General features: G+C 38.2%; 20 protein-coding genes. 6 read left to right on the top strand and 14 right to left on the bottom strand.

What is annotated here, in order from left to right:
- Nucleotides 1–48 precede the first annotated feature (48 nt).
- Entirely contained in the window at nt 49–198 is a 150-nt protein-coding gene (locus tag B154_RS32945; protein WP_018612675.1) for a hypothetical protein, read from the top strand.
- A gap of 227 nt (nt 199–425) precedes the next feature.
- A complete protein-coding gene (locus B154_RS0106355; protein WP_018612673.1) occupies nt 426–1,334 on the top strand; it encodes an AraC family transcriptional regulator in 909 nt (302 codons plus the stop codon).
- A 50-nt stretch (nt 1,335–1,384) separates the two neighbouring features.
- Here B154_RS0106355 and B154_RS0106350 read toward each other — a convergent pair whose 3' ends face one another.
- The 11 genes from B154_RS0106350 to B154_RS0106300 form a co-directional block, all read right to left on the bottom strand.
- Nucleotides 1,385–1,858 carry a DoxX family protein gene (locus B154_RS0106350; RefSeq protein ID WP_018612671.1) on the bottom strand — a complete coding sequence of 158 codons (474 nt, stop codon included), beginning with the start codon at nt 1,856–1,858 and terminating at the stop codon, nt 1,385–1,387.
- Between the two features lie 198 nt (nt 1,859–2,056).
- On the bottom strand, nt 2,057–3,421 hold the full coding sequence (locus B154_RS0106345; protein ID WP_018612662.1) for an enolase C-terminal domain-like protein: 1,365 nt from the start codon (nt 3,419–3,421) through the stop codon (nt 2,057–2,059).
- 166 nt (nt 3,422–3,587) lie between these two features.
- Nucleotides 3,588–4,421 carry a GNAT family N-acetyltransferase gene (locus B154_RS0106340; protein WP_018612653.1) on the bottom strand — a complete coding sequence of 278 codons (834 nt, stop codon included), beginning with the start codon at nt 4,419–4,421 and terminating at the stop codon, nt 3,588–3,590.
- An 83-nt stretch (nt 4,422–4,504) separates the two neighbouring features.
- Entirely contained in the window at nt 4,505–5,743 is a 1,239-nt protein-coding gene (locus tag B154_RS0106335) for an MFS transporter (RefSeq protein ID WP_018612651.1), read from the bottom strand.
- An 80-nt stretch (nt 5,744–5,823) separates the two neighbouring features.
- Nucleotides 5,824–6,594 carry a 3-ketoacyl-ACP reductase gene (locus B154_RS0106330; protein ID WP_018612650.1) on the bottom strand — a complete coding sequence of 257 codons (771 nt, stop codon included), beginning with the start codon at nt 6,592–6,594 and terminating at the stop codon, nt 5,824–5,826.
- Nucleotides 6,595–6,607: 13 nt separating this feature from the next.
- On the bottom strand, nt 6,608–7,753 hold the full coding sequence (locus B154_RS0106325) for a Gfo/Idh/MocA family protein (RefSeq protein ID WP_018612649.1): 1,146 nt from the start codon (nt 7,751–7,753) through the stop codon (nt 6,608–6,610).
- Between the two features lie 27 nt (nt 7,754–7,780).
- Nucleotides 7,781–8,614 (bottom strand): sugar phosphate isomerase/epimerase family protein, encoded by an 834-nt coding sequence (locus B154_RS0106320; protein ID WP_018612647.1) that lies wholly within the window; start codon nt 8,612–8,614, stop codon nt 7,781–7,783.
- A complete protein-coding gene (locus B154_RS0106315) occupies nt 8,614–9,987 on the bottom strand; it encodes a glycoside hydrolase family 88 protein (protein WP_018612645.1) in 1,374 nt (457 codons plus the stop codon). The genes B154_RS0106320 and B154_RS0106315 overlap by 1 nt, the downstream gene beginning before the upstream one ends.
- A 184-nt stretch (nt 9,988–10,171) precedes the next feature.
- Nucleotides 10,172–11,356, bottom strand: coding sequence for a M20 metallopeptidase family protein (locus B154_RS0106310; RefSeq protein WP_018612642.1), 1,185 nt, complete (start codon nt 11,354–11,356; stop codon nt 10,172–10,174).
- Nucleotides 11,357–11,473: 117 nt separating this feature from the next.
- Nucleotides 11,474–12,565 (bottom strand): dihydrodipicolinate synthase family protein, encoded by a 1,092-nt coding sequence (locus B154_RS0106305; RefSeq protein ID WP_018612641.1) that lies wholly within the window; start codon nt 12,563–12,565, stop codon nt 11,474–11,476.
- Nucleotides 12,566–12,572: 7 nt separating this feature from the next.
- Nucleotides 12,573–13,589, bottom strand: a complete 1,017-nt coding sequence (locus B154_RS0106300; RefSeq protein ID WP_018612640.1) for an NAD-dependent epimerase/dehydratase family protein — start codon at nt 13,587–13,589, stop codon at nt 12,573–12,575.
- A gap of 374 nt (nt 13,590–13,963) precedes the next feature.
- Between B154_RS0106300 and B154_RS0106295 the strand changes: the two genes are divergently transcribed.
- The 4 genes from B154_RS0106295 (at nt 13,964) to B154_RS0106280 (ending at nt 20,280) form a co-directional block, all read left to right on the top strand.
- On the top strand, nt 13,964–16,456 hold the full coding sequence (locus B154_RS0106295) for a mechanosensitive ion channel family protein (RefSeq protein ID WP_018612639.1): 2,493 nt from the start codon (nt 13,964–13,966) through the stop codon (nt 16,454–16,456).
- A gap of 307 nt (nt 16,457–16,763) precedes the next feature.
- Nucleotides 16,764–18,203 carry an APC family permease gene (locus B154_RS0106290; protein ID WP_018612638.1) on the top strand — a complete coding sequence of 480 codons (1,440 nt, stop codon included), beginning with the start codon at nt 16,764–16,766 and terminating at the stop codon, nt 18,201–18,203.
- Nucleotides 18,204–18,301: 98 nt separating this feature from the next.
- Nucleotides 18,302–19,030: a glucosamine-6-phosphate deaminase gene (locus B154_RS0106285; RefSeq protein ID WP_018612637.1), complete on the top strand. Its 729-nt coding sequence runs from the start codon at nt 18,302–18,304 to the stop codon at nt 19,028–19,030.
- Nucleotides 19,031–19,665: 635 nt separating this feature from the next.
- Entirely contained in the window at nt 19,666–20,280 is a 615-nt protein-coding gene (locus B154_RS0106280) for a hypothetical protein (RefSeq protein ID WP_018612636.1), read from the top strand.
- A gap of 169 nt (nt 20,281–20,449) precedes the next feature.
- On the opposite strand, the gene B154_RS0106275 is transcribed toward B154_RS0106280, so the two are convergent.
- The 3 genes from B154_RS0106275 to B154_RS0106265 form a co-directional block, all read right to left on the bottom strand.
- Nucleotides 20,450–21,427 (bottom strand): NAD(P)H-quinone oxidoreductase, encoded by a 978-nt coding sequence (locus tag B154_RS0106275; protein ID WP_018612635.1) that lies wholly within the window; start codon nt 21,425–21,427, stop codon nt 20,450–20,452.
- Nucleotides 21,428–21,453: 26 nt separating this feature from the next.
- Complete coding sequence (locus B154_RS0106270) at nt 21,454–21,681, bottom strand: hypothetical protein (protein ID WP_018612634.1); 228 nt, start codon at nt 21,679–21,681, stop codon at nt 21,454–21,456.
- A 108-nt stretch (nt 21,682–21,789) separates the two neighbouring features.
- Entirely contained in the window at nt 21,790–22,341 is a 552-nt protein-coding gene (locus tag B154_RS0106265) for a hypothetical protein (RefSeq protein ID WP_018612633.1), read from the bottom strand.
- Between the last annotated feature and the right edge of the window lie 66 nt (nt 22,342–22,407).

Below are 22,407 nucleotides of genomic sequence, written 5' to 3'. Positions count from 1 at the left end.
GGAAACTTATCATAAAAATTTTTTAATTTTTATGATAACAATGCAATCGTGGCTGGAATATTTACTTCCCTGTTTTCACAAAAAGATGAACAAAATGAAGATTTCCAGGTTTTACAAATGGCGTTACGAATAACCTTACATCGGAATTTTTTGTATTGGTTTGAGAAAGCCTTTAAAAGAAAACAGGCAGGTAATTAGATAAATAGAAATGAATAGAAGTAAAGACATAGCATCGTTGTTTTAAGTTGAATAAATTTGAGCTTAGCAGCCCTTATTTCAAAGATATTTCAATACCACTCCATCGTTAATATGCAAATTGATATTTGAAATATACATTTTGATATTTCTTTAATTTGTACATTTAATAAACAGTGCTTTCGATTTCTGCGTTCAATAATCTAAGAATACGAGCCTAAACTTTTTCTATGGTGAATTATTATAAGTACCTGCCGTTAGGAGATGAAGACGAGAAATGGGGTTTGTCAATTTTAAATGCCGGATGTACCCAAATAGGTGCTCACGAACAATACCCTTACAATTATCATCCAGAGCACCACTACTTTAGTTGGGATTCGGGAAGAATATTAAATGAATACCAGGCTATTTATATAATAAAAGGAAAAGGCTTCTTTGAATCTAAAAGTATGGAGTGTACAAAGGTGGAAGAAGGTTCTCTTATTATTTTATTTCCCGGAGAGTGGCATAGATTTAAGCCAGACGAAAATGTGGGCTGGGATGAATATTGGGTAGGTTTCCAGGGAGAGATAGCAGATAACTTAATTAAAAACAAATTTTTTAATAGTAACGAGGCTTTGATTAATATTGGAATTAAGGAAGAAATTGTCAGTCTTATTACCGAAATTATTGAGCATACAAAAGAGGAAAAATCGGGCTATCAACCCTTAGTTTCCGGAGCTTTGCTTCACTTGTTAGGCTACGTACACAAAACCCTGCGGCAGCAGCAATTTAAAGAAGAAAATCACATAGAGATAATTATAAATAAAGCAAGAATATTGCTAAGACAAAAAATAGACGCGGAAGTCGCCATGGAAGACATTGCAAAGGAACTGAACGTAAGTTATTCATGGCTTAGAAAGATGTTTAAAACATACACGGGCATCGCTTTAGGGCAATACCTAATACAACTAAAAATTGAAAGAGCTAAAACACTTCTGTCTAATCCTTCAAAAACAATCAAAGAAATTGCTTACGATCTTCATTTTGAATCGTGCTTTTATTTTTCAAAATTGTTTAAAGAAAAAACAGGTTTTTCGCCCGATGTCTTCAGAAATAAAATGAACTCAAGCTTGTTGCATAATCACAAGGAAAATTAGCATTTTCGAGGCTTGTTAATTAAACTTGTGCACCTGTTAATCATTATTTCTCATTCAACAGAAATTGAATTTTTCATATTAGAAGTACTTGTGATTGCAGCATCTACGCTCGCTTTACCGCCACCCGTAATTATAAGGATTAATGCTAAACCTAAGAGTAAGATAAAATATTCAATTCCTTCCCCTTTCTGACTTCCAGACCAGTTCATAAAGAAGCCATTAGCTAAATGAACTTTAAATATAACACCAATAAACTCAACAAAAATGCCAAAAGCAGCAATACGAGTTATAAAACCGACGAGCACAAACAAAGCTCCAATACTTTCAATCAGAATTACTAACAAAGCAAGAATATAAGGCAATCCTGCCTTTGCAGTTAAAAATCCTATTGTTCCGCCAAAACCGTAGCCACCAAACCATCCAAACAATTTTTGAGCTCCGTGAGGAAACAAAGTTATTCCTAATGCTAACCTAGCAATTAAAGCTGTTATGTTTGCTGCATTTGTTACTAATAACTTTTTCACTACACAAATTTAAATAATTAATAATACTTAGTGAAAAATAGTTATCAGCAATTTGTCGCCTTTAAAGACTGCAAATGGAATGTTGAAAATTGTTATATTGCTATTTTAATAAAAACTACAAAATAAATTGAAATTGTATTGGACGGTAATGATGTAATAGAAAACCCCTACTACAAATATTGAAATCGGTGTTACATTTTATGGTCTTATAATTGTTCCATCTCTTTTGCGAACCTGCCAGTTCGATTTGGTAGTTATGGGATATTTAGCAGCCTCCTTTTCATTAATATCTACTCCAATACCAGGAACTTCATTAACAGACATATATCCATTATTCATGGTGGGGCAACCTGTAAAAACACTTTTTAATTTATCAGAAAAATGAACTGCCTCCTGTATTCCAAAATTCCATATTGCCAGATCTATATGAGCATGAGCAGCATGACCTACAGGTGAAACGTCTCCGGGACCATGGAAGGCAGTCTTAATATTAAACCATTCACCAAGACGTGCAATTTTCATAGCCGGAGTTATGCCTCCCACCTGCGATACATGCACACGTATGTAATCAAACCATTGATTAACCATTGGCATTTTAAACTCATTGATATTATTAAACAATTCGCCCATGGCAATAGGAACACTGGTGCTCATTCTAAGCTGCTTAAACCATTCCATGTTTTCGGGAGAAAAAGGATCTTCAATAAAATAAGGATGATAATCTTCTACAGCCTTTATCATATTGATTACATCCATCGGCTGCACACGCTCATGAACGTCGTGTAATAATTCGACCTCATCACCACAAACTTTTCTTACCACATCAAACATCTTTGGTACAGACTTCAGGTATGCCCGTTCATCCATATAATCATCAGCTTCGTAACCAAATCCTGCTGCTTTAAAATCAGGTTTTTTAGCTACAGTTCCTGTTCCACCATATCCACCCTGTTGTATTCTTACATGACGAAATCCCTGCGCCATATATTTCTGAACACTTTCAGCGACTGCCTCAGCTGTATTTCCACTGGCATGCTCATAACATTCTACTGCAAACCTGCTCTTTCCCCCCAACAACTGGTAGACGGTCATATTTGCACGTTTGCCTTTAATATCCCATAATGCTTCATCGAGTCCGCTTAATGCGTTATTTAAAACAGGTCCGTTACGCCAATAAGAACTAACATAAAACGACTGCCACATGTCTTCAATATTATCTACGTCTTTGCCTATACAAAACTCATTAAGATAACTATTAATGGCTGCAACTACCGCCACTGCTCTTTGCGTAAATGTGGCACAACCCAAACCATATAAACCCGGCTCGGTGGTTTCAACTTTTACAATTACCAGGTTGCTTCCTTCGGGAGCCGTTGCAATAGCTTTCACACTTCTGATTTTTACTGCAGGCTGGTCGTTTTTGTAACCGGCAGGAGTCTCCCGCTTTTGCCCGTTAGCAGCAGTACTTCCCAACAGTCCCCAAAACCCACCTGTGGAGCCTAATGCAAGCATTTTCATCATCTCTCTGCGACTTTTTAAAAAATCAGTTTCAGATTTCTTCATAGCGTTGTTTTTAGTTTTACTTCCAGAAAGAATATTTCACCAAGTTTTACTTTTCAGATTCCCGAGTAGGTAAATGAATTATAGTCCAGGCTATTAAATAAGTAATTCGCACAAAGGGTAGATATAGCAATTTACAAAAGAAATGTTCTAAAATAAATTAACTGCATTACCCAAATTCAGGACCGCAAATCATATATTGTTTATCAATTGTTCCCGGACAATAATTTTCATCTTTATACATTCTTATAAAATGCCTTTGTTTAATAAAGCCAATAGAATGTAACCAGTTGATCATATCTTCTTTATCGCATAGAACATCTACAACTACAGGTTGATTACGAAGGCTCTCAAGTGCTTTTGTAATAAGGATTTTAGCATCATTAGTTGTTACAGCAGCAACAGGTCCTATTTGATGATATTTGCTTCCATCTCTGCCAAGTACGAACCCGGCAACCAAATTATTACGTCTAAGAAACCATCCCTTACCAGGATTTTGTTTTATCAAAAATTCGATAAGTTGTTGCCTGCTTGTACCGAAAATAAACTTATCAAAACTTACTATTTCCGGAATATGCTTTAATTGAATTGCGTCTGGTACAACCTCATAATCATCTATCAGCATAGTTGTCATTGATGTATTGACCATTCTTGCAATCGAATATTCATCTTTAAATCCAAATTTTTGATAAACCTGTTTTCCAACAGGAGTTGCATCAAGTTTGACTGATCTACAAAATTTTACTTTTTTTAAAACAGCGGTTAGAAGTAATTTGGCAACTCCAAGGCCCCGGTACGCCTCATTTACCAACACCATCCCAACCCATGCAACTTTAGATGAATAATTGATAGCAGTTGTAGTTCCAATAACTTTTCGGTCGATCTCAGCAAGTAAACAAACGTTTTCAGCATTTTCAATTAAAAGCCGCCAATCATTTTCTGTTTGATTCCATCCTTCTGAAGTTGACAACTTCATAGCATCATTTATGTCACTTAGTTTCATTGTCCTTATTGTGACTGATACTTTTTCCACACTGTTTGAAAGTTTTTTAATATGAAGTATTTCTTTTAATAGTTATAATACACCTACTCTTGTTCGAGATAATTGATGTCTTTCTTAAAAGTTTCTTCTAAAAAGATAAGAGCCAGTATTCCCAGGGCATAACTAATAAGACCAACCGTTAATACGCTATAAATTGTTCCAACGTAACTTTTTAAGAGTACAAAAAGAGCTGTTAAAGGAATTACGGTGCCTCTTACAAAATTAGGTACAGTAGTAGCAACGGTGGCCCTTAGGTTTGATCCGAAAAGTTCCGCGGCAACGGTTATAAAAAGTGTCCAGTAGCCGCTGCAAAATCCAAGACAGCCACATAAGAGATAAAGCATGGTTATATTGGGAATAGGTACCAGGAAAAAGATAAGCACAAACACAAAGGAGGACAGCATAAATAATAAAATGACCTTTTTCCTGTTTTGCCAATACTGGCTAAGCGATCCGCTGACTATATTTCCGGCAACTTGTCCCATAAAAGTAAATAGTACTGCTTTACCTGCATCTACGGGTGTATCAAGGCCAATTGCCTTTCCAAATTCAGGAGAAAATGTTATTAAAATTCCGGTGACAAACCATATTGGCATGCCCATTATAATACTGGTAAGATATTTTAAAAACCGGGTTTTATTATTGAATAACATTCGAATGTCTCCACGCTTCACATTTTTTTCCTTCAATTTCATGAAGATGCTTGATTCAAACACTTTCATTCTCAATGCTAACAATAATAATCCAAGTCCACCACCGATGAAGTATGACGCCCGCCATTCAAACAGGTATGAGACAGAGTACGCTAGCAATGCGCCAAATACTCCCATTGTTGCTACCAAAGTTGCTCCATAACCACGGATCTTATTGGGCAACACTTCTGTTACCAAAGTAATTCCTGCGCCTAATTCGCCCGCAAGTCCAAACCCTGCAATAAATCGCAAAACGGCATACATACCAATAGATGTGACAAAACCATTAGCAATGTTAGCCAGCGAATAAATAAGAATTGAACCAAATAATACAGACAGCCGCCCTCTTTTGTCTCCCAGAATACCCCATACAATGCCACCAATAAGCAAGCCTCCCATTTGAAGATTTAGCAGCATTATTCCATCTTTCATAACATTTTCACCTGCCACATTTAATGATTTTAAGCTAGGAACTCTTACAATGCTAAATAAAAACAGGTCATACATATCGACCATATAACCAAGCGCTGCAACTATAACAGGAAGGCGTAAAAGTTCGCGGGTAATTCTTATGTTTGAGGAATTTGTCATTGAGGATTAATTAGGCCAACCCCTAAAGGTGCTTTAAGGATGAGTTATAATATTTAATTCTGTTAGATTCTAAATCACTTTTATAATCGTGGAATCGTCATGCCACCGTCGACCATAATCACTTGTCCTGTAGAATACAAAAAATCTCCTTTAGCAAGCGATGCCACGACTTTTCCAACATCTTCAGGCTCTCCCCATCGTTTTTGCACAAATAAACCTTCTTCGATCAGTTTGTTATATTTCTCCTGAACACCGGCAGTCATATCGGTACGAATTACACCCGGTCTTACTTCATAAACCGGAATATTAAATTCGCCCAATCTTGCTGCAAACAGTTGTGTAGCCATGCTGATGCCTGCTTTTGATATGCAATATTCTCCGCGATTTACCGATACTACAGTTGACGATATGGAAGAAATATTAATGATGGATGCACTAAAAGCGCGATCATTTTTCTTTTGCTCTACCATGAGGTTTGCTACCTTTTGAGTAAGAAAGTATGGTCCTTTCAGGTTCGTAAAAACTACATGATCAAAACTTTCTTCAGTAGCTTCAAGAATATCTCTACGTTCCTTTGGGGCGACACCTGCATTATTTACAAGCACATTCAGCTTTCCATAATGATTATCTATCTGCTCGAGCATCACGTCTCTGTCACCAGGCGCTGCAATGTTTGCCTGGCAATAAATCACATCGTTTCCAAATGCTTTGAGCTTACTTATTGCGTCCTCAACATCATTCGCTGGTCGCATACCATTTATGGCAAGATCAAAACCTGCTTTTGCCAGTTCGGTTGCAATACCAAAACCAATACCCCTGCTTCCACCTGTAATTAGTGCTACTTTATTCATTTCAGGAAATAATTTAAATTTCGGGAATATCTACCCAGCACCTTTTACTCCAACTTTCCAGTCCTTTTTCGGCAAGTTGCACTCCTTTTACGCCTGCCAGCAGATCCCACGGAAAAGGATCATTGTTCACCACATGTTTTAAAAACAATTCCCACTGCACTTTAAATGCATTCTCATACGTTTCCTGTTCGGGAACCTTCGCCCACCCATCATAAAAATTAATGGATTGCGGAATATCTGGGTTCCAGACAGGTTTAGGCGTATTTCCGTAATGTTGAATATAGCATTCACGCAAGCCTGCAACTGCAGATCCTTTGGTTCCATCAACCTGCAGCGTTAACAGATCATCGCGTCGGACCCTTACCGTCCACGAAGAATTGAAATGAGCAATAATATCTCCTTCCAGTTCAAAAGTTGCATAAGCTGCATCATCTGCTGTGGCTTTATAACGTTGCCCTTGCTCATCTATTCTTTCAGGTATATGTGTTGCACCAAGGCAAGACACAGACTTTACTTTTCCAAAAACATTATCTAACAAATAACGCCAGTGGCAAAGCATATCTACAATAATACCTCCATCATCTTCTTTTCTATAATTCCAGGAAGGTCTTTGAGCGGGAATGGAATCGCCTTCAAAAACCCAGTAACCAAACTCACCCCGTACAGAAAGTATTTTGCCAAAAAAACCTTGTTGAATAAGCCGCTTTAATTTTAGAATTCCGGGAAGCCAAAGCTTGTCCTGCACTACACCATTTTTCACACCCGCATCATTACAAAGCCGGTATAATTCTAAAGCTTCATTTGTATCAACTGCAATAGGCTTTTCGCAATAAATATGTTTACCTGCTGCAACGGCTTTTCTAACTGCCTCCGCACGTCTGCCTGTTGTTTGAGCATCAAAGTAGATGATATTATAAGGATCAGCAAGAGCTTCGTCAAGATTAGTCGTCATCTTACTTACTCCTGACATCGCACAAAGCTTTTGCAACTTATTTTGATCGCGCCCCACTAAAATTGGATCCGGCATTATCGTTTCTCCGGCATTTATTTTAACCCCACCTTGTTTTATGATTTCTGCAATTGACCTCATTAAGTGTTGATTGGTCCCCATTCGTCCGGTAACACCATTCATTATGATTCCTATCTTATGCTCTTTCATATGGCAATCTTGTAGTTACTTTATGGTTTAAGAATGTTCTTTGTAAGCGTTAATTACTTTTTTTAGATAATCAGCCTGGTTTTCTTTCCAGTAGTTATTTGAGAAAACCTCCACTTCAACAAATCCGTTGAAACCTGTCGCTTCTACCCATGACCTGATTTGTTTCACCGGAATACATCCATCGCCCATCAGACCTCTGTCGTTTAAAAAGTCGGTTGTAGGAGTTCTCCAGTCGCAGATATGAAAAGCAAAAAGATTTTCATTTTGTCCGCATCGTTTTATTTCTTTCTTAAGGGCAGGATCCCACCACAGATGATAAACATCAACAGCAACCCCAACGAATGGAGAATTAAACTCTTCGGCCAAATCATTAGCTTGTGCCAAGGTATTGATGGCTGAACGGGCATCTGCATACATAGGATGGAGGGGTTCTATCGCCAGCTTCACTCCTGCCGCAACAGCGTCAGCGAGAACTGTCGCAATACCATCGCGAATTTGCTTTCTTGAATCTTCCAGCGACTGACGCGGGTCTGCACCGCATACGAGGACTATCATCGAAGTTCCTAATTGATGAGCTTCTTCAATAGCCCGCCTGTTATCATCTATCGCTAACCTTCTTTTATCAATGTCTTTCGCCGGAAAAAATCCGCCGCGGCAAAGAGAAACAATAGACAAGCCTTGATCTCTTAACATTTGACCTGTTTGCTGTATGTTTCGTGCTTGTAGTGCATCGCGCCAAACTGTAATTCCCTTGACACCTGCAGCGGAATAATTTTGCGCTGCCTCTTCTATATTCCAGGGATTGGTTGTAATGGTGTGAATACACAATTTAGAAATATCTGTAGGATTTGAAGGGTTCATTAAATATTAAAAAAGGTATAGTAAGTTTCGTTATTGATCAATCGTTGCAGGTATAAAGCAACTTCACGGGCATGATAATCTCCCCACATACTCGATTCGCCATTTGGAATTTTACTTCCCGGATGGATGTAATCCCAACCATTTGGCCTATGATAGATAGAGTGCAGCAACAAACCCTGGTGGCCTGCATCTGCGCTTAAATAAGGGTCATCAAAAAGTGTGTTTACAACTGTAAGGCCCGCCTGGCAATAACGACTTCCTTCTTTAGTTTCTCCATTTTTTGTCAGGAATCTTCCCAATCTTAAAAGACCCTGCGCAGCAATTGCGGCAGCCGAACTATCAACGGGTTCGTAATCATTAAAAGGATCGGCAGGCTTCTTTAAGTAATCCCCTAACTTAACTAAACCCGGAGCACCGGTATCCCAATAAGGAACGCCATCAACAGGAGTATTATTGATATAAAAATCACATGTTGCTTTTGCTGCTTTTATCATCAGCGGTAAAATGTTCTCTTTTGCTGCAGTATCTTTTTCTTCTTTTCCTGCAGCATCAAACCATTCAAGCTCTTCTGCAAAACCGCACATAGCCCATGCAAGTCCTCTCGTCCAGGTGGTAAAGCCCGAATAGCCTTGCTGGGAATTGGCGCTCCGGTAATTTCCATCTTTTACATTGAAAATACATTCGTGTGCTGTTCGTCCCCATAGATCATATTCATCACGCCCTTCACCATAAAATACAGAATACTTAGCTGTAGCTTCCAAATGTTGAATAGCGCGTTCTAATAAACTGATTCGTACGTCGCCCTCAGCCTGCAATACGTGGCCTAACTGATGACCGAGTATAAGTGCACGACACGAACGGATAGTATCAACAAAAAGCGAGTGAGGACCGTTAAATGAATGAATAAAACCTCCATCTTTAACGACTGTCCAACGGCTTGCCTGTACAGCTCCTGAGACCTTAAGCGCCAATTGGTAAAAATTCTTTTCCCATTCATTGAATGGTATCTTGCCCTCATTCATCAGGCGAAGCAAATTTCCATAGGTACTTACATTATTAAAGCCGTGGTCATGTACGCCAACATGGCTTATATGCGGAGCCATTACTTCAACAATTTTCTTCCGTGCCAGTTGCAGTAATGCATCTTCGCCTGTTACGTCATATTGTAAGACTATTGAACCATATTGAAATCCCTCTGTCCATTCGGTCCAGCCGCGGGTAGTGTAAGTGCCGTTTATTGTAAAAACAGGTGAACCTTTTGAAGGGTCATAATTCGTTTCAATCAGGTTAATTTTTTCTGCAGAGAGATCCCAAAATCTTTTTAGTTTGTTGGCAAGATCAGAGGGCTTTAAGTCTGTATTTATTTTAATCATTAGAATTTTTCTATTTCAAAAATTAATAACCAGGCTTGCACTTCAATTCATCCACTCGTTTGCTAATATATCAACTATTGTTTAAACTAATCGTTGACAACAAATAAATCACAACTATATTTTTAAATTATTGTAAAGTCTTCAATCGATACCTGAGATGTTTCATCTGCCGCTTCAGCAGTTGCTAGTTACCTAACTTTTTTACAGCGATATAAGCCATCAAGCCAATGCTAAGAACAAGCGCATTTTCATCGATATTAAAAGTTGATGTATGAAGAGATGATGTTATTCCTTTCTCTTTATTTCTTATACCAAGAAGATAAAAACATGAATCTGTTATTTGAGAATATGCTGCAAAATCTTCTGCGGCCATCCAGATATCTGTTTCAATTACATTTTCTTTTCCAAGATATTCTTCTGCAAAAGTGCGAACCTGCCCTGTAAGCCCTTCTTCATTTACCAGGTAAGGATAACCACGCACAATTTTAAAATCGCAACTACCGCCCATACTTTCTGCAATAGTCTCTGCCATTTTTTTCATTCTAACATGTGCGTCGGTTCTCCAGTTTTCGTCCAGAGTTCTAAAGGTCCCTTCCATATAAACCTCATCAGGAATTACATTGATTGCTCCATTGGCGATTACTTTTCCAAAAGACAAAACAGTCGGAAGCGTAGGATTGGCAAAACGACTTACGATTTGTTGAAGTGCAACAAGAATATTAGCAGATATGATAACCGGGTCAATGTTGAGATGAGGCTGCGCACCGTGACCACCTTTTCCGCGAACCGTAACAAATATTTCATCCATCGACGCCATGAATTTTCCTTTGCGAATAGCGATCTTTCCCGCATCTACCATTGGTGAAACATGCTGACCGATCACAGCAGAAGGTTGAGGCGCATTTAAAACTCCTTCTTTGATCATAAGACTTGCTCCCCCCGGAAGTTTTTCTTCGCCCGGTTGAAAAATCAGTTTAACAGTTCCCGCAAATCTGTCTTTTATTAATTGCAAAATACATGCAGCACCAAGCAGAGAAGCCGTATGTGCATCATGACCGCAAGCATGCATTACATCATCATTTTGTGAAACGTACTCTAGCTTGTTTGCTTCCCTGATCGGCAAAGCATCCATATCGGCACGTAAAGCAATTACTTGTTCTGAAGGCTTATCTCCCTTTATCAAAGCAACAACCCCGGTGCCTGCAATTGATTTCCATACGATGCCCAATTCATCCAGGCGAGATTTTATAAATGCAGAAGTCTCATACTCCTGAAATGATAATTCGGGATGAGCGTGTAAGTGTCGGCGATCAAAAAGCACCTTATCAAATATGCAATCTGCAAGTAGTTTTATTTCATCTATCAGCATAATAAACCCTGCGCTTTAAAAGACAATTTATTTACATCATAAACAAATTTGTCTTAATCCAAATGATTTTGCTTTTGTCTATAATCTCAGTTATCTTCTTTTAACCTCTCCGATAACTTATGCCAGTGCATTTGATTCAACTTGTTTTTTGTCTTTTTCAAGAAACTCTTTTACAAATGCATCATCTGTATTTTCTTGATACATTTCATAAAGCCGATCAATTTCTTCCAATTGCCCTGGAGAAACTTCTTCATGTGGGTTCAGGCACCATCGACCTTCAAGCAACCCTTGCCTTCTCAGCACTTCATGTATTCCGGGTATGCACCCATGAAAAGAATTTCTTGCATCAAAAATCACTTCATTCATATCTGTAATTTCGATGCCTTTGGCTAACAGGTCACTTATTTCGTCCCCATCACCTGTAAGACATTTTTTTATCTCAGAATGCAGTTCCACTGCTTTTTTTGTCCATACGGCCCAGTGTCCCAAAAGGCCTCCGACAAATCTTTTTTCTACCAATTTGCCATTTATATGGAATCGATAAGGAGTGAGCAGATCAGCAACTATATTATCATCATTACCGGTGTACAGTGCGATCTCATTTCGTCTTACCGAACTGCAAACCGCGCGTACGACATCAAGTGTTTGATACCTGTTAAAAGCTGCTACTTTTATAGCACTGACATTTGGTATTTCAACAAATTGTTTCCAAAAATTAAAACTCAAAATTCGTCCCCCAACCGCTGGTTGCAGGTAAAAGCCGAATACAGCAATTATTTCTGCAACTGCCTTGATGTGCTCAATAAGATCAGTTTCAGAATAGTCTTTAAGTCCACCCAAACTTACAAGGCCAAAATGATAACCATACTTAACCGCTAATTGTGCCTCTTTTATTGCATTTGCTGTAGGACCGACAATACCTGCAACTTTTATGAAAGGTCGTGATAACTGCGCCTTATCAATTTCTTCTGCGGCTAGTTTTAAAACCGTTTCCAAAAGGTTCACTTCGGGTTTCCTTATTTCAAACTGTGTAGTGTGAACGCCAACTGCTACACCTCCCGCCCCGGCAGCCATGTAGTAGCGTGTAAGCCGTCTTTGACGTTCTTCGTCAAGCATCCTGTTTTCATCTAAAACCAACGGGTGAGCGGGAATAACGGTTCCGTTATGAAGTAAGTCTTTAATTGTTGTATTTAATATTGTCTGCTTCATATATTCTTTAAAATTGACCTGTTCTTTCCTGGAAATGTGTTGGCTTGTTAATGATCTTTCCCCCTTCTTTTATCCATTCTGCAATTAATTCAATCATTTTTTTAAGAGGCACTTTTGGATATCCGAATAATCGAAATGACTCTGCCGCGTTGCTCAACAATGCAGTTTCCTGTTCATGATTAACAAATTGCGGCGTTTCTCCAAAAAGCTTTCCGAACTCTTTTGCCAGCCATCGTACAGATATTGTCTCAGGGCCGGCCACATTTAAAATCTTTGCAGGAGCGGCACAATGAAGCAATGATCTTAACGCTATTTCATTTGCATCACCCTGCCATATTACATTTACATGGCCCATGCTCAGATCTATCTCACGTTTTTCTTTAACTGATCGCGCAATTTCCAGCAGCACCCCATAAGTTACATCATTCGCATAATTAAGGCGATAGATAAGAACAGGTGTATTGTTCTTCACAGAATAGTATTGAAACATCCGCTCTCTGCCAAGACAGGACTGAGCATATTCGCCGACCGGCTGTGGCGTTAATGTTTCATCTGCCCCACCCATTGCAACCGGAGTTAAAGGATACACATTACCTGTAGAAAAAACTACAATACGGGAGTTTTTAAATTTCTGAGCAACACGACCTGGCAAGTAAGAATTCATTGCCCACGTAAACGATTCTTTGCCGGTGGTTCCAAACTTGGTTCCTGCTAAATACAAAACATTTTCAACACCAGGCAATGCCTGCAACTGTTCGTCATCAAGCAGGTCTGCACAAATGGTTTCGATGCCCTCGTTATTTAATTCCTCTTGCAGGCCCGGTTCAGAAAAACGTGCTACACCTATAATTCTTTTATTTATGCCGGCTTTGTCTGCTGCCTGTTTAGCAAGCCTGGCAAGCGCAGGTCCCATTTTGCCACCGACACCTAAAATTAGAATGTCTCCCTGTAGCCGGGTCATATCTGATATCAAATCCTCAGAAGGTTGTAATAATTTGTTGTAGGCTATTTCTACTTCTTTCATTACCTGTTTTATTTTCTGCTAAATTTATAAAACTATCTACTATTCTTTGAATTAGTCTTGTAACATTGCGGCTGTACGATTTTTTTTAAATTGCTATTGCCTTCTTTATTAAAAGTAATACTAAGCTTATTTCCCATTCAATTTTTTTGTTTTTACTCACTAAGGTATCAGTCGTTAATAAAAAACGATCTATGGTAAAGAGCTTTTTATTCCAAAAATAAAGGGCTACTAAACTCAAAGTCCGGTACTAAATGAATAGACAAAAAGGTAAAAAAACAGCTAAAATCATTTCAAAAAAAGTATGTTGCACTTAAAATAAATTATTTTGTCAGCCGTTTAGGATGGACTTTCATTAGAAAATTGATAAAAACAGGATGTTTAGACTTATTGTTGCAAAAACTTCTTTCACACATTACAGCTATAAAAAGAGTCTTGCATTTTTTACCACTTTAAATAAGAAAAATGTTTTCTTATTGCTTGTTACGTTAGCTATATTGGTGATGGAGACGCAACCTGCCCTTTCGCAAAAAGCATTAAAGAAAAAGGTATATTCAGCAGATACAACTGTTACTGACACCCTGCTTCCAAACCTCGTTATGAAAGTAGCATCTTATACAGCTACAATAGATCATACTGATTTTTTGATCAGGCGTAAATTTAATATCAAGCCTATCGCTTTTGATTTACCTGAAATTGAAAGAAAGGTAAAAGGCTTTAAATCAAGACTAGAAACTAAGGGAAGTCAAATGAACCTTCGCAGTTTAAATAGTGGCGTGATCATGTTAAATGAAATTTCCCGTAAACTGGCTTCTTATGAAAAGGTATTAACAAATTATAGTGGCGAATTAACTGAAAGCAATGCGGAAGTCAAAAAAATACTTCGCGACCCGATATTGGTTTTGCCGGTGCCTGATTCTATGCTACAGGAACAGATGGAGGATATACGTATTGAAGGGCATGAACTGGATTCTCTACAACAAAAGACACTAGCAAAGGTGAACCTATTGCGAAACAAAGTATCCGTTAATTTACTTCAATCTACTGATATCATTTCTGACATGCGCTATTTAACCATTTCATTGAAAATGGGCATGTGGAGCCAGGAGCAGTCTCCCCTATTTAGTTCTAAGCAAGATGAGTATAAAAACAATCTTATTGAAATCACCACTAAAGCCCTGGAAAGATCCTGGTTGATCATCTCCATTTATGTAAATGATAAATGGAATGTAATAACGCTGGGGATGATGATTTTCATTTTTATCTTTTCATGGACGCTGTTGAATATCCGGCGGATGAAAAAACGCCCGGATGCAGCTGCAGTATTAGAACCTATGCATTTTTTGTCTCGCAGTGTTTTAATAGGATGCCTGATGGCTTTATTTACTTATTTGCCTTTCTTATTTGCCAACCCTCCCATGTCGTTGCTGCATACTTGCGAGTTTCTTCGTTTAATAATGCTCACTCTGCTTATTTATCCCTTTTTTACAAGACGATCCAAAATAATCTGGGCCGTGCTCAGTTTACTGTGGTTATATTATGCGCTTGACGATGTACTACTTGAATCAGCATTGGGCGAACGTTGGGGACTATTTTTCGCAGGCATTTTGCTGGCGGTTACCAGTGTGAAAATAATAATCAATAGAAAGCCTAATTTTATTAAACTGCCAGAGTCTCCCGCTACCGCTGCACTTGTGATTTTCACCCTTGCACAAGTTGTGCTCTCAATTATTTTTAATCTTGCGGGAAGGGTATCACTTGCCAAAATATTTGGAGTAAGTGCTATTCAATGTCTTGTGTTAGGTATTACGTTGAAGGTGTTTTGCGCTCTGGTATTAGAGGCTATCTACCTGCAGTCTGAAGCTTATCATGAAAGTCGCTTTGCCAAATTTATCAATTTCAATACTCTTCAACATCGCTTTTTAAGGGTATTATGGATAGTGTCGACAGCAGTATGGTTAGTGTCATTGATGCGTAACCTTACACTATATGATGTTATGCTTGAGACTCTGGGTTCCTTTTTCACTGAAACAAGGACTATAGGCAGCATGGTATTCACATTTAAAAGTGTTGCTGTTTTTATTTGTATTATCTGGCTCTCTTCAGTTATCTCAGGATTTATCAACTTTTTCTTTGGAAACGAGAAAGTACAGAATACAACAAATAGAACGCGTCTTGGTTCAATGATGTTACTGATACGATTAACCATATGGACACTTGGTTTTTGTATTGCAGTTGCGGCTGCCGGAATTCCCCTCGATAAGCTGTCTCTCATGTTAGGCGCACTTGGTGTAGGCATTGGTTTTGGTTTACAAAATATTGTCAATAACCTTGTTTCCGGGGTAATAATTGCGTTTGAAAGGCCAATACAAGTGGGGGATCTTATAGAAGTGGGCGGTAAAACCGGAGTTGTAAAAGAGATTGGGGTGCGGTCGAGCAAGATTAACAACAATGAAGGCGCTGATATTATTGTACCTAATGGAGATTTGCTTTCCCAACACCTTATTAACTGGACAATGCAGGACCGCAGCAAGCAGGTCCAATTTTCCATTGGCATACCCTACCAGTCAGATATTCAAAAGGTAAAAACCTTGATAAAAGAAACATTAGCAAAAAATGAAAGAATAATGACATCTCCTGCCCCAGCCATAGCCATACAGGAATTTGGAGACTGGGCAATTGATCTAAAAATATCTTTTTGGGTGTATGATCTCAGTGAAGCGGGAACAATAAGGACCAATGCAATGATTCAGATCTATGAAATTTTGAGAGATATTGGCATAGAGCTTCCTGCTTACAAAGGGCCTGCAAACGAGCCACCAATACACAAAACTATTACACCTCGCAAGCAAGCAGAGGATAATTCATAAAAGCTATGCAACATAGATGGGGAATAACAACAAATAAATGCGAAAAAGCTTTTAAGCTTTTTTAGACTCATATGTATAGAAAGGGTCAGAACGAACATTTTAAGTGAGTGACTTAGAAAAAAAGCTTTTTCTTTTTATGATGTTACAATTATTTAAAAGACTTGCTGTAACAATCGCAAATGAAACCCAATTATTCATATTCTTGCAGACTTAATGCAGAAATGAACTCTATATCTGCAAAAACTAAAAACATCTGATAAAAACCAACCATTATAAATAACTGGATTAAGATACTTCCTGCATAATTATGAGTAATAATTCATTTAAACCAAGTCTTGGCCTTTTAGATGCTACCATGATTGTTGCCGGTAGTATGATTGGCTCAGGAATCTTTATTGTAAGTGCAGATATTACCCGAAACACAGGTAGTGCCGGCTGGCTAATGATCGTGTGGCTTATAACAGGATTTATGACAATAACTGCTGCATTGAGTTATGGCGAGTTAAGTGCAATGTTTCCTAAAGCGGGAGGACAATATGTTTATCTAAAAGAAGCCTACAATCCTTTAATCGGGTTTCTTTATGGATGGAGTTTTTTTTCGGTTATACAAACAGCGACTATTGCTGCCGTGGCTGTCGCTTTCGCAAAATTTACGACTTATATCTTTCCTGTCATTAGTGAAGATTCAATAGTAGTTAACCTTGGCTTTCTTACCATTTCCTCTGCTCAATTATTAGCAATTGCAGTAATTGTACTCCTGACTTATATAAACTCGCGTGGAGTGCAAAGCGGTAAAATTATACAGACAACGTTTACTTTAACCAAACTGCTGAGTTTATTTAGCCTGATTATTTTTGGGTTGATTGCGGCAAAACCTTCGGTTTTACATGCTAACTGGCAACATGCATGGAACTTGCAAAAAATGAATGTTGACGGCAGCTTTGAGGCATATTCAACTATGGCAGCGGCAGGAGCAATTGCTGCTGCCATGGTGGGTTCTGTTTTTAGCAGCGATGCATGGAACAATGTAACTTTCATAGCTGGAGAGATAAAAAATCCGAAGCGCAATATCGGCCTTAGCCTGTTTTTAGGTACACTTGTAGTAACACTTATTTATATCAGCGCCAATTTTGCTTATACTGCAGTACTTCCGTTGCATGATATTGCAACAGCGCCAAAAGATAGGGTCGGTGTAGCGGCGTCCGAAGTTATTTTCGGAAATGCAGGAACAATCATAATTGCTTTGATGATCATGGTGTCAACTTTTGGCTGTAATAACGGCTTGATACTGGCAGGTGCACGCGTGTATTATGCGATGGCAAAAGATGGGTTGTTTTTTAGGAAAGCAGGCGATCTCAACAAGTATGCGGTGCCTTCTTATGCTTTATGGCTACAATGCCTGTTTGCGTGCATGTGGAGCGTAAGCGGTCATTACGGAGATCTGTTGGATATGATTTCTTTTGTTGTAGTTTGTTTTTATATGCTCACCATTGCAGGAGTATTCATTCTGCGAAAAACACAACCTGAACGCGACCGGCCATATAAAGCAGCGGGGTACCCTCTGTTGCCTGTTTTGTATATTATAATGGGTATTTGTTTCTGTTTTTTACTTATTATTTATAAACCCAAATTTACCTGGCCCGGACTTATTATTGCCCTGTTAGGTATTCCCGTTTATTATCTGCTACATTTGAGAAAAAAGAAGGAAGAGCAGTATCATTCATATGAGAAAACAAACACAGAATAAACATTTCAGGCTCTTCTTATACTAAATCAACGAAACCTGTATTTTTTTAAAATAAGGGCGAAACATACAAAACAATAAACTTATTAAAACAGATAAATATGGAACTTTTTGTAGCTGATACTTACGAAGCAATGTCGAAACAAGCTGCTGAAGATGTATTACAACTAATGCAACCGGCTGAGAAAGCTTTGATTTGCCCGGCTTCCGGAGATAGTCCTGCGGGACTGTATAAGGAGTTGGTTCAACTGGTAAAAACAAAACAGGTAAATATTTCTGACTGGTCTTTTGTTGGGCTCGATGAATGGGCTGGAATGAATGGAGTTGATGAAGGAAGCTGCCGCTTTCACTTAAACAACCAATTATTTAATCCTTTGGAAATAAAGAGTGAAAAAATTTGTTTTTTTGATGGAAGGGCAAGTGACTTACAGTTTCAGTGTAATCAGGTTGAAGATTTTATCGCGGCGCATCAAGGTATTGATGTAGCAATAGTTGGACTGGGTTTAAACGGTCATGTGGGCATGAATGAACCGGGCACTTCTGCATCCCTGCGTTCACATGTTACAGACATTGATCCCCTAACACAAAAAACGGGTCAAAAATATTTTAAAGAACCACGGTCGCTAACACAAGGTATTACATTAGGTTTGGCCAACCTCATGGAAACAAAACATGTTATTCTTTTAGTTAGCGGAAGACATAAAGCTGATATTGTAAAACAAATACTTGAAGGAGAAATTTCAGAAGCTTTACCTGCGAGCCTATTACGAAATCACCAAAATTTAAAAGTTTATTTAGATAAGGAAGCTGCTGCATTGCTTCATTTATAAATAACCTTACAATTTAAATTATATCCGTTTATCTATTTTGATATACCCCGGTTATAGTTTCTTACAATCACTGCCGCGAATAAATTCGTTTGTTCCATATATCACTCACTTTCCTGCATAATGGCATCTCTAGCTGTATTACTACTTCAGCTAAAGATGCCACTCTTTTTTAAGGATCTCAATCTCTAATTACTAATCGACTAATTGTTTGTTTTCCAAGCCATTTCTGGCGGACTGATCGCATCATTTTGCCACTTTTTATTTTGATTGGCTCTGCCGTTTTACTTTAAAAATATTTTTGTAAAAAATTTGCTTTTACTTTTTAAAATATTATCTTAGAACCATCTTCACATAATTCTTAAAGCGTATTAATCCTTTATCGCAAAGAAAAACAGTTTTACTAAAAGGCTCTTATAAACTGTAATTCCAATATTTTAGAAAAAGTAGGTTTCTCCATGGCCTTGGTATAGCCGAACCTTATGTTTATACAATATAAAGAATGGATAATTGTTGTTATTGGACGAAAAATGAGGTTGTGAGCAATCATAATTTCAATAAAAAAGCAGCGTGTAATTAAAGCAGTATTTCAGGGTTTATTAGAAAGATAAATTTTACAGCACTTAAACCAAACTAACATGAAAAAAGTACTAGTATTTATTTCTTTAGCTATGATGTTGTATGTTTCTTCCTGCTACACCAAAGATGACAAGGAAACAACAAAAAATGGAGAAGGGCAAACAGTACAGCCGGCCCCCGGTGTATCAAAACAGGATAAGATACAACGTGGAGAATATCTTGTAAATGTAATCGGGTGCGGAGACTGTCATGCACCTAAAAAAATGACTGAGAAAGGACCGGCGCCAGATATGGACCGTTACTTATCAGGCTTTAACAGCACGCAACCCATGCCTAAATTTGACACCAAAGTAATGCAACGAGACCAGGTAGCGATGTTTAACCCCGAACTTACAGCAGCAGCCGGCCCCTGGGGCGTATCTTTTGCAGCAAACCTTACCCCGGACGAAACAGGTATTGGCAATTGGACGCTAGACAATTTTAAAAGAGCATTGAAACAAGGCAAATACAAAGGTTTGGAAAACTCACGGGACCTGTTGCCTCCAATGCCATGGACAAATTTTAAAAACCTCAAAGACGATGACGTCGAATCTATATTTTTATATCTTAAATCTTTAAAGCCTGTAAGTAACAGAGTTCCGGATGCTATACCTCCGGCCGGTACAAAGTCCTGACTTTCGTAGTCCCAACTTGCTATACCTATGACTAAGAAAGAGGTTGTCTCAAAAAAGAGATAGCCTCTTTGTATTCCACTTTGTATTGTAACTATGAATTAGTAACAGACCTCACTCTCTAAAATTCATATTGAAATACTTCTTATTGTACTTCAGCTTAGGCGAAAATTTATAGCTGATGATTGGATAAAACAATTTTGCCGATATGTTTACTGCTTTCCATTAAGGTATGAGCAGAAGATGCTTCCGCCAAAGGAAATTCTCTATAGATTACAGGTTTTATTTTTTTACTTTTAAGCAATGGCCAGACATTCTTTTCAATTTCAACGGCAAGTTGTGCTTTAAACTCAACTTCACGATTGCGGAGGGTGCTGCCAGTAATTGTCAAACGACGGCCCATGATGTCGAAGACATTAAAAACCGCTTCAGCTCCTTTCATAGCATTAATAAAAACCAGCCTTCCATCTGGCTTTAGCAATCTTATGTTTTTCGGAACATATTCTCCGCCTATCATATCAAGTATAACATCCACCCCTTCATTTTTCAATGCGTCTTCAAAATCTTCTTCTTTATAATTAATGCATTTATCTGCTCCCAACAATATACAAGCTTCACATTTTTCTTCACTTCCTGCAGTTGCAAAAACTTTTGCACCAAATGCCTTAGCCAGCTGAATGGCAGTTATACCAATTCCGCTACTTCCCCCATGCACTAAAAAATGTTCGCCGCTTTGTAAACGGCCTCTTTGAAATACATTGTGCCAAACTGTAAAAACAGTTTCGGGCAAAGAAGATGCTTCTGCAAAAGACCACTGTGTTGGAACAGGCAAGCAGTGTGCGGCATTTGCTATAGCATATTCGGCGTAGCCGCCCCCGGCCACCAAAGCACAAACGCTGTCTCCCGGTTTCCATCGTGTTACCAATTCTCCGCATTGTTCAATAATACCAGCCACTTCAAGACCAGGAATGTCGGCAGAAGTACCGGGTGGTGCGGGATAACTTCCTTTTCGTTGTGCTACATCAGGACGATTAACACCTGCTGCCATTACTTTAATAAGAACTTCGCCAGCCAACGGAGTAGGAACCGGCCTCTCAAGCATTTGCAAAACATCAGCGGAGCCGGGATGGGTAATCACAATAGCTTTCATTGCAGTAATTTATTGTAAGCCTATTATTACTTTTGATGTTCTTCTATTAACCTCCCCAGTTCTTTTGCTAAATCTGTTTCTCCCTTATCAAATTCACGCCAGTGATAAACTCCCGCCTGGTCAGTTTGTAATTGAATTTTTAGTTCTTTTTCCTCTAAATAAACTTTATAATGAACATCACTACTTTCACAAAAGGGCTTGACTTTTACATAAGTATGATTAAATGGAATATTGAAATCATTATCACAATTCATATGAAAGCTTTTATAAAATGAGAACTTTGATGGATGTATAGCTGAAATATAATCTGCTGTGTTCGAACTTTATTGATAATTAAAGATACTGCAATTGCCAATTCCTTTCTATTGTACCCTTAGGGTAACTTGTAAGTTCATAGTTACTGGTTTAGTAGTTACTCTTCTTATTTTACCAAATGCATTATAGGTTAATACAGAACCATTGAGATAAGGCTTTAATTCGGGATTGTTATCTGGTACGTAGGTATATGTTGCACTATAGGTATCAGGAAATTTTACTGATGCAATTGTTACAGTATCGGTTTTTGTATTGGATGAAAATGTAAATCTTGCGCTTTCAAAATTTGAAATATTATTTTGATCGTCAGGATTGGCTAAAGAAAAAACAATTTCTTTCACCTTTACAGAAGAAACATCATTAGCGCCATAAACGTTATTGGTGTTTGCCCTGACGGCGCTGTCTAAATTAAATTTCTGGCTGAGAGAACCTAAAGAGACTTCGTTAGGGGGTGCATAAGGAATTGCAGGAAGCGTCACTGAAAATTTTGGAACATCAGCGTCAATCCCCTCGAAAAGATTTCTTATAATTTTTTTACAACCCGATAATCCACAAAATAATATGGTAACAATAAGAGCAGAGATAGAAAGCTTTCGCATGCTTAAATTTTGTTTTTGAAATTATACAATTGATATGCCATCAACGAAAATCATGTAAAATATAAT

The sequence above is a fragment of the Segetibacter koreensis DSM 18137 genome, assembly GCF_000374045.1.
GTDB classification, from domain to species: domain Bacteria; phylum Bacteroidota; class Bacteroidia; order Chitinophagales; family Chitinophagaceae; genus Segetibacter; species Segetibacter koreensis.
Note: the sequence above shows the minus strand (reverse complement) of the source record. Positions and strands in the feature narration are given on the sequence as shown.